Genomic DNA, 14452 nt, shown 5'->3' on the forward strand with positions numbered 1-14452 from the left:
GGTGTTCTCGCCGGTGGCGCGGTGGCGCGGTGGCGTGGTGCGGTGGTGCGGTGATGCGGTGGTGTCTTCGCGACGCAGGGCCCAGCGGCGGCCCTGGCCTGGACACCGGCGGGCCCTACCGCCCCGCTCTGAAGCGGCCGGGCCCACCGCGTGGCCGGCCGCCCTGAGCGGCACCCGCGTCGTCGCCGTCCCCTCCCGGCTCATCGGCGGATCCCGGTTCCGGCGTCGCCCTGGACGAACCCGCTGACGGTGCGGCCGACGCGGCGAGTCGCATCAGGCGCGTCTCGCAGTGGTCGAGCCAGCGCGCTTCGGCTTCCGCCTGGAAGATCATCTGGTCCAGGACCAGCTGCCAGGCCACGTCGTCGCGGTCCGGCCGCTCCTCGCCCCGGGGTGCCGCCTTCAGTGCCTGGGCTTTCAGCCGGGTGTAGTCCTGCATCGCCTTGATGGTGTGCGCGCGCTGGGCCTGGATCACCGCTCGCACGTCGACTTCGGGGGATCCGATGGCCATCGCGAGCTTGATCGCCAGCTCGTTCCGCGGCGGATTGGCCCGGTCGACGGGGCTGGCGAACCACTCCCGGAGCTCCGCCCGCCCGGCGTCGGTGATCGCGTAGAGGGCGTGACCGCCCTCGTCCTCGCCGGCGGGCATCACCAGTCCGTCCCGTTCCAGCCGGGCGAGCGTGGTGTACACCTGCCCGACGTTGAGCGGCCAGGTGGAGCCGGTGCGGGACTCGAACTCGCTGCGGAGCTGGAAGCCGTAGCGCGGCCCCGGTTCAAGGAGGGCCAGCAGGCCATGACGGATCGACATACTCAGTATGTATACCGAGTATGTCCGGGAGGGCAAGTGCCCGTCCGCATGGCGAACCCGTCAGGACTCGACCGTGTCAACGCTCGCCGATGGATGGCGCCGCGGGCTGGATCGAGTAGGGCAAGATCACCGCAGACACAGGAAGCACGAGATGCCGCTCGCACGGGAGACGGCGTCGACGTGATCAGTTGCTCCGCGGCCTTCCGGCACGCACGGGCGGGAGCGGGACCAGCGTCCCTCCCGCCCGTGCGAACCGCTCTCTACAGCTCGTCGGCGAACACCGCGGCCAGCTCACGCCACTCGGCCCGCGGCAGACCGGCTCCGCTCTCATCGGCGGTCAGTACCTGGAGAGCGATGTGGTCGGCGCCGGCGTCGAAGTACTCCCGGGTCCGGGCTCGCACGCGCTCGGCGTCGCCCAAGGCGAAGAGGGAGTCCAGGAGCCGTGTGCTTCCACCGTCCTCGAAGTCGCTCTCCGTGAACCCCAGGCGCAGCATGTTATTGGTGTAGTTGGGCAGTTGGAGGTACCTCGCCAGCATGGTCCGCGCGGTGGTACGTGCCCGGTCGAGGTCGGTGTCGAGCACGACCGACAGTTCCGGGGCGAGCAGCGCGCCGGGACCGAGTGCCTCGCGCGCCTCCGCCGTGTGCTCGGTGGTGACGAGATAGGGGTGCGCACCCAGGGACCGGTCGGCCGCGAGCTTCAGCATCTTCGGGCCGAGCGCCGCCAGGATCCGGCGACCACGATCCACGGGCGGGGTGGCGGCGTCGAGGGCGTCCAGGTAGGCCACCATCGCGCTGTACGGCTTCGCGTAGCGCGGGGCCAACTGACCGTGGCTGACGCCCAGGCCGAGGACGAACCGTCCACGTGCGCTGGCGTCGAGCTCCGCGATCCGAGCCGTGACCTCCTCGGCCGTGTGCTCCCAGATGCTCAGGATGCCGGTGGCCACGGTGACCGTGCGGGTGGCGTCGACGACAGCGGCGGCGTCGTCGGGTGAGGGGCTGCCGCCGAGCCAGAGAGTGCCGTACCCCAGGTCTTCGAGCTCGGCGACCGCTTCCGCGATCGCTTCCCTGCCCGCGTCGTCGACCCGCGACCGGTGCAGAGCACCGCTCCAGATGCCGATCCGGCCGAATTCCGCGCGTGTCTCAGAAGCCATACTGTGATCAACCGCGCCCTCGACCCCGATGTTCCCGGCCGGGTGGCGATTCAGTCGTATGGATGCAGTTCCCGTCGAGCGCGACCGTCACACCGGCGCTTCACGAGCAGGACTCAGGGGGTGGCGGCGTCACGGTGCCGGACATCGACGCCGAGGAGCCCCTGTTCGCGGAGGCGCGAACAGGGGCCCCACAGGTCGTGCCGGCCGCCCCGCTCGCCTACTTGAGGCCGAAGGCGCGGATCACGGTCTGGCTGACGCTGTTGCCGCCCGCGTCCCGCGCTGTCGTACGCAGGCTGGCGAACCTCGCCTTGGAGGGCGCGTCGATCGACGTCTTCCAGTCCGCGCCCGAGTGGCGCGGCGTCGTCCGGTGCCAAGTGGCGCCGTCGTCGTAGGAGACCTCCAGGCTCACGGTGCGGACCGGGGCGGCGCCCGTCGCGCCCTTGAAGTGCGAGGGAGTGACGGCCAGCGTGCTCCGTCGGCTCGCCCGGCCGGAGAGGTCGGTGGCCACCGCGTAGTCCAGCTGGATGAGCGGCAGGGGGCTGAGGACCCTGTGGTCCGTGGTGCCGGAGGTGAATCCCCATTCGGTACGGGTCCGGGTCGAGTACGGCCGGCCCGGCAGGTCGCGCTTCCCCTCCACCACGATCCGGTACGGCAGCGGATCCGTCGGCACGCCTTCGACGGTGACGATCCGTTCGTTGGCGTCTTCGCCGAGCAGTTGGTCACCCTGGTACAGGGAGACCTTCGAGGTGTCCCCGTCGGCCCAGACGACGCCCGCGTGGCTGTCGGAGTCCCCCCACGCGGTGATCGACGACGTGCTGATGACGTCACCGATCCTGAAGGGGGCGCGGTGGGCGCTGTCGTCGAGGAGCCGCGGGTGCTGGACGGGGGAGAGCCAGACCTCCCGGGACGTGCCGCGCCCCTTGTACGAGTGTGGCGGTCCCTGCTGGCCGAGGTCGCTGACCGCGGCCTGGGTCACCCATGAGACGCCGGGATCCGCTGTCACCCACGAGGTGAGGGTGCCCTGGGCGGGGACGGGGGTGGCATTGCTGTTCAACGGCAGACCGGAGTCGACGGTCAGGTCGTACCGTACCTGCACGGCCTTGCCCTGCTTGGTGTCGCGGAACGACTCGTCGATCCTGGCGAGTTCGCCCGGACCCGGCCGGTAGGTCAGACTCCGGGGAACCGCGCCGTCGTAGTGCCGCACCAGGTCGTACAGGTAGTGCGGTTGAGGGTGCGAAACCACCTTCAGCAGTCCCACTCCGGGCCAGTGGAGCCCGCTCCGCAGACGGATACTGTCGTCGGTGCCGAGCGAGGCCACCGGCAGCGGCGCGGCGTCGGGCAGGTCGGCCCACGGATCCAGCTTTCCGTAGCCGTCGTTGAGGACCAGCAGCAGCTTGGCTCCGGCCTTCGCCGCGGCCGCGGCCTGGTCCGGGGCGGACACGGTGTCGCTGCGGCGGACGACCGCCACCTGGCCGCGGATCCTGAGTTTGCGGAAGTCCGCGGTCGAACCGTCCCCGGCCCAGACGGCCCGGTACGTGGTGCTGCCCTCGGGCAGCACGGGGGACATGCTCTGCACGACGGCGCTCTCGTACGTCTGGGAGCCCAGGGAGAACGTGAGTGGCCGCTGGATCTGCCGCCAGCGCGTCGCGAAGGTGTACGAGCCCCGCGTCACCTTGGGCGTCGGGGCCGCCCAGAGGCTGTCATAGCGCCAGTACTCGGGCATGTAGCTGTCCAGGAACGGGAGCACGTCGCCGTTCGCCCGGTACTGGTCCACCCGCATGAAGCTGTTCGAGGTCGGCTGCGGGGTGAGCGCCGCGGCCCGGTGGAGGTCGGCGGCGTCGAAGTGGAGCGACCGGTCGTTGCCGAGGTCGACCTGCGGTGCGGAGAACAGGCCGAGGCCCAGTGTGTGCGTGCCGTCGATACCGGGGACATCGGCGTACATCCAGGCCGCGTAGGTGCTCGGCACCAGGCTGAGGTCGAGGGCGCCGGAGGAGTCGACGGTGTACACCTTGGGAACGGTGTTGCGGTCGATGTCCTTGAGCACGAGGGTGCCCGGCAGCCCCTTGCCCTTGCGGTCCTTCGCCGTGACCGACAGCTTGACGCGCCGGCCCTCCTTGTTCACGCCGACCGGGGTGCGGGCGAGAACCGTGCCGTCGGGGCCGCCGGCGGTGAGCTGACTGGTGTAGGCGCCGTTGTCCGCGGCCTGGTCGAGGTGGGTGAGCACCCCGACGGTCGCGGTGCCGTGCGCGGGCACCGTCAGCCGGGAGTCGGTCAGGGTGAACAGCCCGTCGGGGATGTCGTCCGCGACGAGACCCAGATCCAGGGTGACCGGCTCGGCCGCGACGTTGCTGTAGGTGACGTCCCTGCGCACCGTCTGGCCGGGCGTGTACGGGTAGTGGACCTGGGCGAACGCGGAACCGGAGGCGACCACGGTGGCCTTCACGGCCGCGGCGATGTCGAGCCGCCCGCTGCCGCCCTGGTAGGGGCTGGACTGCCGTGTACTGGCGGTGGTGCTGACCAACGCGTCCTTGAGCCGCCGCCCGTTCCAGTCCGGGTGCTTCGCCGCCAACAGGGCGGCGGCGCCCGCGACATGGGGCGTCGCCATGGAGGTGCCGCTCATGGTCTGATAGGCGCCCTCACCCTCCGGAGCGTACTGCGAACGGGCCGCGAGAATGTCGACGCCGGGGGCGGTCAGGTCGGGCTTGACGGCGTTGTCGCCGACGCGCGGCCCGCGGCTGGAGAACTCCGCCAGCTGGTCCACACCCTTGCCAGGACCGTTCACCGCGCCGACCGTCAGCGCGGCGTCCGCCGCACCGGGCGCCCCGATGGTGTACGCCTCGGGGCCGGAGTTGCCCGCGGCGATGACGAACAACGCCCCGGTCTCCTCGCTGAGCCGGTTGACGGCCTCGCTCAGTGGGTCGGTGCCGTCGGTGGGATCACCGCCGAGGCTCATGCTGACGACCTTCGCGTGCTGGTCGCGGGCCGCCCACTCCATGCCGGCCAGGATCCAGGAGTCCTGGCCGCTGCCATCGTTGTCCAGGACCTTGCCGATGTGCAGCGAGGCGCCCGGGGCGACGCCCTTCTCCTTGCCGCCGGACGCGGCGCCCGTGCCGGCGACGGTCGAGGCGACGTGGGTGCCGTGGCCGTGCCGGTCGGTGACGTCCTGCCCGGGCACGAAGCTCTCCGACGCGGCGATCCGTCCCGCGAAGTCGGGGTGCGCGGCGTCGATTCCCGTGTCCAGCACGGCGACGTCCACGCCCTGACCGGTGTCCCCGCCCGCCCAGACCTCGGGCGCGCCGATCTGCGCGGTGGTGTCGGACAGCGTCGCCTTGGCCTTGCCGTCCAGCCACACCTTGGCGATCCCGTCCGTCAGCCGCCCGGACGGTCGCGTGTCCGCGGCCGAGCGCGCTGCCGACCGGGTCCCCGCGGTGCCGGTGAGGGAGGCCCAGAAGTCCTCCGTCCGCGCGTGCTCGGCGGATATCGCGGCGCCCTGGATGCTGCTCAGCGTCAGGGTCCTGCGCGCGCCGTCCGGGGTCTTGGCGCTGCGGGAGCGGGCGGCGGCGTCGGTGTAGGTGACGATCAGCGGCAGTCGGTCGCTGTGGCTGTCGTCGTAGCCGTCCCTGAGCAGTTCGTCGACGTTGAACAGCCGCTCGTCGAGCACTCCTGACGCGATGTAGGGCAGCGCCGCGTCGGGGTACACGTAGGTGTCGGAGCCGACCGACATGACATGGGCTCCGCCGGGCCTGCCCCGCGGATCGGTAACGGTCGCGCTGGTACGGCCGTTGCTGACGGTCACCGCGACCTTGTCACCGGTGATCAGCGTGACGGTACCCGTGGCCTGCGGACGTCCGGCGGCGGATGTGGTGGAAGAGAGGGGCGTCTCGGCCGACACGGCCGGACCGGTGGTCGTCAGTGCCACGAGCACGGCGACCGCGACGGTCAGCCCGCGTCTGGGCGACGGAGGTATGCGCAAGGGAACCTCAAGAGCTAGGCGTGCGAAAGATGTCCGTAGTCAGTCATTCATCCGCCTCGCTGTAAAGAACTCGCCATGTCCCTTGAGTGCCATTGTCCTCAAGTGGACAAGTGGCGGCGCAATCAAGGGAATTCGCCGGGAGGACACCGTCGGGCGGCCACCTCTCCCACAGGGTCCGGGCCCCTTTTCAGGCACATTGACGTGCCGTCAATTCCCTGTGGAAAGCTGGTTGATTTATCACCTGGAGGGTTCGTCCGAGTGTGGGTGAGAGGACAACCGTGCGGTCAGACCCAGTTGCGGCGCGCCGCCGCGACGCCGGCGCCGAACCGACTGGTCGTGCCCAATTCCGCGTAGAGGTCCTGTATGCGCCTTCGCAGCGTCCGTGACGATATCCCGAACTGGCGGGCGATCGCCTCGTCCTTGACGCCGGCCGCGAACAGGGCCAGGAGATTCCGTTCCTCGTCCGTGGGTTCGCGGTCCTCCTCCGGGGGACCGGCCGGCGGCGGCAGCGGCGCATCGGGACCGGCGTCGCGTGCCAGCGGGGACGCGGCCGCCCAGTAGCGCTCGAAGAGTTCCGCGAGCGCCTCCAGCAATGGAGGCGCCTCGGTGTAGAGGCACTCGGTGTTCCCGGCGGCGAGACTGAGGGACACCATCGCGGCCGAGCGGTCGGCCATCGAGAGCTTGATCGGCAGCGTCGGCGTGATCCTGGCTTCCTCCCCCCTCGACACCAGACTGCCCAGTTCCGGCCACCCGCCGTCGGCGACGAAGCTGGAGGCCGCGTAGACGGCGCGAACCCGGACCCCACGGCCCACCACCGCCTCGTCGAGCGGTCCGTTCGGGGCCAGCAGGAACGGAGGACGGTCGAGGGAGCAGATCTCGGCGCGCGCGGCCTGCTTCAACCGGTAGTAGCGGTCGCCCACCGCTTCAGGTCCGCTGATCACCAGGGTCCCGTGACCACCGTTCCTGGCCCGTCTCGCGCTGTCGAAGATCGCCCCGAGGGAGCCCGCCGCATCGCGCACGGAGGCGAGTTGCCGTTCGCGTGACTCCACCAGCGCCCGCAGTGCGTGCCGCGGATCCACGGTGAGGAACTCTCCCGAGGTGCGCCGGGTGACCAGTCCGAAGCGGTGCAGCCGTTCGACCAGTGCCAGCCCTTCCTGGTACGTCACCCCGAGCGCCGTCGTCACGTCGTCGACGGTGCCGCCACCGCGCGACAGCAGGTGGCGATAGGCCCTCTCCGCCTCCGCGTCGACCCCGACCAGGTCCAACGGCGCAGCACCCTCCACCGAAACCTCCAAGTCACCGACCGCCGCCTGCGAAAGCCGATCAAGAACGTAGCAAGCCTGTGTGTCGGCCAGTGACCGATTCCCGCCCTGAGGGCTGGCTGATCCTTCCCGTCTGCGCTCAGCGGCGCAGGAACGTCTCCTGCTGCATGTGCGACAGCTTCTCGGGATTGCGCACGGCGTACAGACCGGTGATGAGGCCGTCGTCGATGCGCACCGCCAAGACCGTGTCGATCGCGCCGTCGAGCCGCAGGATCAGCGCCGGATAGGCGTTGACCTGCGCCGGTCGCAGCGATGCCACGGCGGTCCTGCTCCCTCCGGCGGTCAGCAGGCGGGCCACCTTCTCGGCGCCTACGACGGGGCGCAGGACAGCCTGCTTCACTCCGCCGCCGTCGCCGAGGAAGACCACGTCCGGCGCGAGGATGTCGAGCAGCCTCTGCAGGTCGCCCGTCTCCGTCGCCCGTTGGAAGGCGTCGAGCGCGTCCCTGGTCGCGGCCGGGGAGACGATCTCACGCGGCCTGCGCTCCGCGACGTGTGTCCGTGCCCGGTGCGCGACCTGGCGCACCGCGGCCGGACTCTTGTCGACGGCCTCGGCGATCTCGTCGTATCCGAGGTCGAAGACCTCGCGCAGCACGAACACCGCCCGCTCGGTGGGCGTCAGCGTCTCCATCACCAGCAGCATCGCCATCGAGACGCTGTCGGCCAGTTCGACGTCCTCGGCCACGTCGGGTGCGGTGAGCAGGGGCGCGGGCAGCCACGGGCCGACGTAGGACTCCTTGCGACGGCCCAGCGTACGCAGTCGGCTCAGCGCCTGCCGTGTGGTGATCCGGACCAGGTACGCACGCTGGTCCCGCACCGTGCCCAGATCGACACCCGCCCACCGCAGCCAGGTTTCCTGCAGGACGTCCTCCGCGTCGGCGGCCGAGCCGAGCATCTCGTAGGCGACGGTGAACAGCAGGTTGCGATGGGCGACGAACGTCTCGGTGGCGAGGTCCGCCCGTCCGCCGCCGGCCGGCTGTTCGCCCGTGTCGTCCGTGGGTCCGCTTCGCTCGCTCCGCACCGGCTGCTCCCGCCTGTTGTTGGTCCTCGTGGTGGTGCCACGCACACAAGACACCGGACTCCGTGGCTCTGTGACATCCCCGAGGGGTGGCGCACGTCACACAAATGTCCCGTCACAGGGATCGGGCCGTCGGCATCTCGTGTTCGTTCAGTGCATCGCCACGAGTGAGGACAACATCATGGACGCCCGATTCAACATGTTCGACAACGAGATCGCCGCCAAGTTCGGCAAGCGGTTCGCCAACGCGGCCCTGGTGATCCACCAGTCGCCCCTGCCGAAGTCCACGCAGGAACTGGTCTCGTTGCGCGCCAGCCAGATCAACGGCTGCGGTTGGTGCGTCGACCTGCACACCAAGGAGGCCACGGCCGCCGGTGAAAGCGCCGTACGGCTCCACCTGGTCGCCGCCTGGCGCGAATCCACCGTGTTCACCGAGGCGGAGCGGGCCGCGTTGGCGCTCGCCGAGGAGGGCACCCGGCTCGGCGACGCCCACCACGGCGTGTCCGACGAGACCTGGGCCGGGGTGCGCGAGCACTACGACGACGACCAGCTCGCCGCGCTGGTCTCCCTGGTCGCCCTGATCAACGCGGCCAACCGGCTCGCCGTGATCGTGCACCAGCGGGGAGGTTCCTACGAACCCGGCATGTTCGCGGCCGCGTTCAACTGAGCGGGAACCGGGGGCCGGATCCGTCGGAGCCGAGGAAGGGTCACGCCGTCAGGCGGGTGCGGACGACCGACATGCCACCGGGGCGGCTACCAGCCGACGGCGACCAGAAGCCATTGCGGGTTTCCGTGGGAGACGAAGGAGGACTGGCCCGCCACGTCGTCGTAGGGGAAGCCGTAGGCGAGGTGGTTGATGGCGTTGTCGTGCCAGAACTTGGCGTAGTAGTTCGCGGGTGCCGCCTTGTAGTACTGGGCGGGGTCGGACTGTTGGGAGGCCGGCAGCGTAGCCACGTGACGGTTGAGGGCGGCGCACATGTCGGGATTGGCGGCGAGGGAGGCGGCGCAGCCGAAGATGTCGGAGGTGGCCGCGTTGACGCCGACGGACTGGGCGTAGGACGTGAAGTAGTTGGCGTTGACGCCGCCCGCGCGGAAGCTCGGATCGCTGCCGGGCGCGATGATCCGGTACGGAGCCTGGGTCCGGGCCAGCACCTTGAACTGGTCCGGAACCGCGTCGGTGAAGCGCTGTATGGTCGTGGCGCGGTCCTCGGCGAAGGTCTGCCGGTTCTCGCCGACCTCGACGTCGTAGCCGTCCTTGGCGTGCAGACGCATGGCCAGCTTGAGGCCGAAGGCGTCGACCCGGGTGGTGTTGCCGTTGAAGACGTTGTTGCCAACGGTGAACTCGATGAAGTCGTAGTAGGGGCCGTTGGGCGACCCGAGGTAGAAGTACATGCGGCCCGCCGAGTTCGCCGGCATGTCGAGGTAGGGCTGTTCGGCGATGGAGTGGACCTGCCCGTTGAAGCTCCAGTACACCTGGCTGTCGGGGTACTTGCCGTTGGTGCGGTTGAGGATCTTCACTTCGACGGCGTTGCTCGCCGGGGGGATGTCGCTGGTGCTGCCCCAGAAGCTGTCCGGCGGGGTGGTGCTGCCGGGCCCGTAGACCTGGAACTCCCACAGGGAGTAGCCGTACGGGGTGGCTCGCACGGTTCCGGAGACACGCACATAGCGGCCGCTCCCGGTGACGCCGAGATTCTGGGCGCCGCCGGTGGAGGTGGTGGTGGAGTAGACGGTGGTCCAGGTGTTCGCGTCCGTGGAGGTCTGGATCTGGTAGGCCTTGGCGTAGGCGGCCTCCCAGTTGAGAGCGACGCGGGTGATCTGCTGGACGGAGCCGAGGTCGACCTGGAGCCATTGCGGGTCCGCGAACGCCGAGGACCAGCGCGTGTCGGGGTTGCCGTCGACCGCGGCCGACGCGGGGAAGGAGCCGTTCTCCGTCGAGGAGGCCGTGGCGGGGCGCCCCTGGGACAGGAGCTGGTCGGCGGCGTGCGCGGACGTCGGCGTCAGGGCGGCGACGCAGGCGACGAGCAGGGCGATGACCAGACCGAGAGCGGTGCGGGAACGTAGGACACCGGTGGGTGGTCTGGTGGCGAGTGCGCTGGCGGAAGTCTGCACGGGATCTCCTCAGGCCGAGCCGGCGTGCGTGGGGGTTGGAGCAACTGCAGGCGTGAGAGCGCTCTCTCGGGTTGTATCCCCACCTCTGTCCGACGTCAACAACTGAAGCCGAAATCAACGGAGTTCACGGGTCGAGGGCGGAGCGACGCTGGCAGCGGCGACAGCGACACGTACCGCGCATTCAGGCCCGTTCGGACTCCGACCGATCGGGCGAGCTCAAGTCGCGGTGCTCCTTCATCACTTGACGTGTTCGGCCCGGTTCCCTCGGCTTGCGCCACCTGGCGCGCTTTGTCCCGCGTGGTCGAGCTCCTTCGTGGGACCTTCGAGCCGGGCCCTGCCGCCGTTCGCCCCGGCGGCCGGTGATCGCGGCCCGGCGCCCCTGCGAACCTGGCGCCGCCGGCACCCCGGCACCCCGGCACCCCGGCACCCCGGCACCCCGGCACTCCGGCACTCCGGCACTCCGGCACTCCGGCACTCCGGCACTCCGGCACCCCGGCACTCCGGCACCCCGGCACTCCGGCACCGCCGGCACCCCGGCACTCCGGCACCGCCGGCACTCCGGCACATCGCACCCCGGCGAATCTGGTGCCCCGCCGCTAGCCCGAACCCGGAACCCGGTACCGGACCGCCCCGCGCACCCGCCGAGCGCCGCCCGCCCCGGAGAGGCCGCCCCCAGCCCCTCGCACGTCGTTCCGAGATCTGCCGCCCAGAACTCTTGACCTCCCACCTAAACCGGTTTAATTTCGCCGCACAGCAATTTAAATCGGTTTAGACGCTGTCTGGAGGAGCCATGGCCCACCGCCCCACCATCGCCGACGTCGCTCGGCGGGCCGGTGTCTCCCGCAGCGCCGTGTCGTTCGTGCTCAACGACCGCCCCGGGCTCTCGGCGGAAACCACCGCGAGGATCCGCGCCGCCATCGACGAGCTCGGCTGGCGGCCGAGCCGGCCCGCCCAGGCGCTCTCCCGCGGCAAGGCGGGCGCGCTGGGACTGGTCGTGACCCGCGAGCCCGGGCTGCTCGGCGCCGACCCGTTCTTCCCGGCCTTCATCGCCGGGATCGAGTCCGTGCTGTCGGAACGGGGTGACGGGCTCGTCCTGCACGTCACCGACCTGAGCCGCGAGCAGGCCGTGTACGAGCGGCTGGCCGCCGACCGCAGGGTCGACGGCGTGTTCGTCACCGACCTGCGGGTCGGCGACCCGCGCCCCGCCCTGGTGCGGGCCGTCGGTCTGCCCGCCGTGGTGCTCGGGCGTCCCGAATGGGCCGAGGGACTGTGCGCGGTGGAACTGGACGACCTTCCGGCGTTCGAGACGGCCGTGGGGCACCTCGCCGCACTGGGGCACCGTCGTATCGCCCATGTGGAGGGACCGTCGGAGTTCCGTCATGCCCAGCGGCGCCGCCGCGCATGGCAGGACGCGATGTCCGCGCACGGGCTGGTGACCGACCTGGTGCGTTCCGGCGGCTTCACGGCGCAGGGCGGTGCCGCGGCCACCCGCGATCTGCTCGCCCTGCCCGAGCCGCCGACGGCGATCGTCTTCGCCAACGATCTGGCGGCCACCGCCGGTCTCGCCGTGGCGCAGGAGCTGGGGGTGTCCGTGCCCGGCGACCTGTCGGTGATCGGCTACGACGACACACCACTGGCCCGCTTCACGCACCCACCGCTGTCCTCCGCCCGCGCGAACGCCGAGGGCTGGGGCATCGCGGCGGCCAGGGCCCTTGATCTGGTTGTCAGGGACGGCAGCGCGCCCGACGTCGTGCTGCCGCCCGCCGAGTTCCTGCCCCGGGGATCTGTGGGCCCGGCCCCGACCGCGTAGCGGAGGAGCGGGGCGCCCCACGGGGACCGCGTCCGGCAACGGGGCCGGACGCGAAGAGTACGGAGAGATCATGTTCAGGAGAACGGCGTCCGCGCTGCTCGCGCTGGCGATGGCGGGCGCACTCGCGGCCTGCGCCCGGTCCGGACCCGACGCCGCGGCGGCGGCCGAGGCGCATGGGCCCATCACCGTCTGGCTGTCCAACAACGCCCAGGAGGCGACCTGGGGCAGACAGATGGTCGCGGACTGGAACAAGCTGCACCCCGATCAGCACGTCACCGCGCAGAACATTCCCGCGGGCAAGACCTCCGAGGAGGCCATCAGCGCCTCGGTGATCGCGGGCAACACGGCGTGTCTGGTGTTCAACACCTCGCCCGCGTCCGTCCCGCAGTTCCAGAAACAGGCCGGGCTCGTCGATCTCGACGACTTCCCCGGCGCGAAGAGCTACATCGAGTCACGCAGCGGCTCGCTGGCCGACCAGTACCGGTCCGAGGACGGGGCGTTCCGCCAACTGCCCTGGAAGAGCAACCCGGTGATGATCCTCTACAACAAGAAGCTCTTCGAACAGGCCGGACTCGACCCCGAGCACCCGAAGCTCGCGACCTACGACCAGTTCCTGGACACCTCCCGCACCCTGGTCCACAGCGGGGCGGCGAAGGCGGCCATCTGGCCGGCCCCGAGCAGCGAGTTCTTCCAGTCCTGGTTCGACTTCTACCCCGCCTTCATCTCCGAGAGCGGCGGCAAGCCCCTGGTCGAGAACGGCAAGCCGCAGTTCGACTCCCCGGCGGGCCGCAAGGCCGCCGCGTTCTGGCGCAGCCTGTACGCGCAGAAGCTGGCGCCGCAGGAGGCGTACCCCGGCGACGCGTTCGGTGACGGGAAGGCGGCGATGGCCACCGTCGGGCCGTGGGCGATCGCCACGTACAAGGACAGCGTCGACTGGGGCGTCGTCCCCGTACCCACCTCCGACGGCCGTCCCGCCTCCGCGGTGCACACCTTCAGCGACCTCAAGTCCGTCGCGATGTTCACCGCCTGCAAGAACCGCGCGACCGCCTGGGACGTGATGAAGTTCGCCACCTCGCGGTCCCAGGACGGCAAGTTCCTCGCCGCGACCGGCCAGATGCCGCTGCGGCCCGACCTGACCGACACCTACGCGAGCTGGTTCGCCAAGAATCCCGGCTACAAGGTGTTCGCCGATCAGACGCGTCGGGTCGTCGACGTGCCCAACGTCGCGGGTTCCATCGACATGTGGCAGGCGTTCCGCGACGCCTGGACGAAGTCCGTCGTCTTCGGCCGCCAGCCCGTCGACTCCGCCCTGCGCGACGCCGCGGGCAAGATCTCCGAAATCCTCGCCGAGTACTGAGGTCCCGTCATGACACTCTCACACACCAACGGGTCCGGCCGGCGCGGTACTTCGCGGATCGGTGCCCTGTTCGCCGCACCCTACGTCCTGTTCGTCCTGGCCGTGTTCGCCGTACCCCTGGGCTACACGGTGTGGATCTCCTTCCACCGGTTCTACTTCACCGCGCCCGGCGCGGGCGTGGACTCGCCCTGGGTCGGCCTGAGCAACTACCGGGACGTCTTCACCGATCCCGTGGTGGGCCGCGCCTTCCTCAACATCCTGATCTTCCTCGTGATCAACGTCCCGTTGACCGTGGGTCTTTCGCTGGTCCTGGCGGCCGCGCTCAACGCCAAGCTGCCCTTCCGCTCCTTCTTCCGGGCCGCCTACTACGTGCCCTACGTCACCGCCAGCGTCGCGCTCGTCGCCGTGTGGGCCTTCCTCTTCGGCTCGGACGGACTGGTCAACCACGCACTCGGTGGCCTGGCCCCCGACCCCTCCTGGCTCGTCAACACCCATCTGGCGATGCCGATGATCGCCTTCTTCGTCACCTGGAAGCAGCTCGGCTTCTTCGTGATGCTCTACCTGGCCGCACTCCAGAACGTCAGCCGGGAGCTGTACGAGGCGGCCGCCGTGGACGGCGCGGGAAGCGTGCGCCGGTTCTTCTCGATCACCGTTCCCGGCGTCCGCCCCGCCACCACGCTGGTCCTGATCTACGCGATCATCACGGGCGCCAACCTGTTCAGCGAGCCCTATCTGCTCACCGGAGGCGGCGGCCCGGACCACGCCTCGGTCTCGCCCGTGCTCCTCATGTACCAGAAGGGCATCGAACAGGGACACCCCGACTTCGCGGCCGCCCTGGGCATCGTCCTCATGGTGTTCGTGCTCGCCGTCTCCCTGCTGGCCCGAAAGATCTCCGAGAGGGGCGACTGAC

The 14452-nt window shown here is 70.4% G+C and carries 10 protein-coding genes; 4 read left to right on the forward strand and 6 right to left on the reverse strand.

Annotated features, from left to right (window positions below; translation table 11 throughout):
- Positions 1 to 115: 115 nt before the first annotated feature.
- The 5 genes from OG199_RS40575 to OG199_RS40595 form a co-directional block, all read right to left on the reverse strand.
- A complete protein-coding gene (locus tag OG199_RS40575; protein ID WP_405833911.1) occupies positions 116 to 805 on the reverse strand; it encodes a PadR family transcriptional regulator in 690 nt (229 codons plus the stop codon).
- Positions 806 to 1065: 260 nt separating this feature from the next.
- Positions 1066 to 1956 carry an LLM class F420-dependent oxidoreductase gene (locus OG199_RS40580; RefSeq protein ID WP_405833913.1) on the reverse strand — a complete coding sequence of 297 codons (891 nt, stop codon included), beginning with the start codon at positions 1954 to 1956 and terminating at the stop codon, positions 1066 to 1068.
- Between the two features lie 217 nt (positions 1957 to 2173).
- Positions 2174 to 5929 (reverse strand): S8 family serine peptidase, encoded by a 3756-nt coding sequence (locus OG199_RS40585; RefSeq protein ID WP_405833915.1) that lies wholly within the window; start codon positions 5927 to 5929, stop codon positions 2174 to 2176.
- 284 nt (positions 5930 to 6213) lie between these two features.
- Positions 6214 to 7212 (reverse strand): LuxR family transcriptional regulator, encoded by a 999-nt coding sequence (locus OG199_RS40590; RefSeq protein WP_405833916.1) that lies wholly within the window; start codon positions 7210 to 7212, stop codon positions 6214 to 6216.
- Positions 7213 to 7330: 118 nt separating this feature from the next.
- Positions 7331 to 8269, reverse strand: a complete 939-nt coding sequence (locus OG199_RS40595; RefSeq protein ID WP_356808028.1) for an RNA polymerase sigma-70 factor — start codon at positions 8267 to 8269, stop codon at positions 7331 to 7333.
- A gap of 178 nt (positions 8270 to 8447) precedes the next feature.
- On the opposite strand from OG199_RS40595, the gene OG199_RS40600 reads away from it, so the two are divergent.
- A complete protein-coding gene (locus tag OG199_RS40600) occupies positions 8448 to 8933 on the forward strand; it encodes a carboxymuconolactone decarboxylase family protein (protein WP_405833918.1) in 486 nt (161 codons plus the stop codon).
- 86 nt (positions 8934 to 9019) lie between these two features.
- On the opposite strand, the gene OG199_RS40605 is transcribed toward OG199_RS40600, so the two are convergent.
- Positions 9020 to 10375 carry a beta-1,3-glucanase family protein gene (locus tag OG199_RS40605; RefSeq protein ID WP_405833920.1) on the reverse strand — a complete coding sequence of 452 codons (1356 nt, stop codon included), beginning with the start codon at positions 10373 to 10375 and terminating at the stop codon, positions 9020 to 9022.
- 790 nt (positions 10376 to 11165) lie between these two features.
- Between OG199_RS40605 and OG199_RS40610 the strand changes: the two genes are divergently transcribed.
- From OG199_RS40610 to OG199_RS40620, 3 genes are all read left to right on the forward strand, one after another.
- Positions 11166 to 12185, forward strand: coding sequence for a LacI family DNA-binding transcriptional regulator (locus OG199_RS40610; RefSeq protein WP_401803327.1), 1020 nt, complete (start codon positions 11166 to 11168; stop codon positions 12183 to 12185).
- Between the two features lie 70 nt (positions 12186 to 12255).
- Positions 12256 to 13542 carry an extracellular solute-binding protein gene (locus OG199_RS40615; protein ID WP_405833923.1) on the forward strand — a complete coding sequence of 429 codons (1287 nt, stop codon included), beginning with the start codon at positions 12256 to 12258 and terminating at the stop codon, positions 13540 to 13542.
- Between the two features lie 9 nt (positions 13543 to 13551).
- Complete coding sequence (locus tag OG199_RS40620) at positions 13552 to 14451, forward strand: sugar ABC transporter permease (protein ID WP_356807805.1); 900 nt, start codon at positions 13552 to 13554, stop codon at positions 14449 to 14451.
- The last annotated feature ends 1 nt before the right edge of the window (position 14452 follow it).

Source organism: Streptomyces sp. NBC_01176 (assembly GCF_045039825.1).
Classification (GTDB): domain Bacteria; phylum Actinomycetota; class Actinomycetes; order Streptomycetales; family Streptomycetaceae; genus Streptomyces.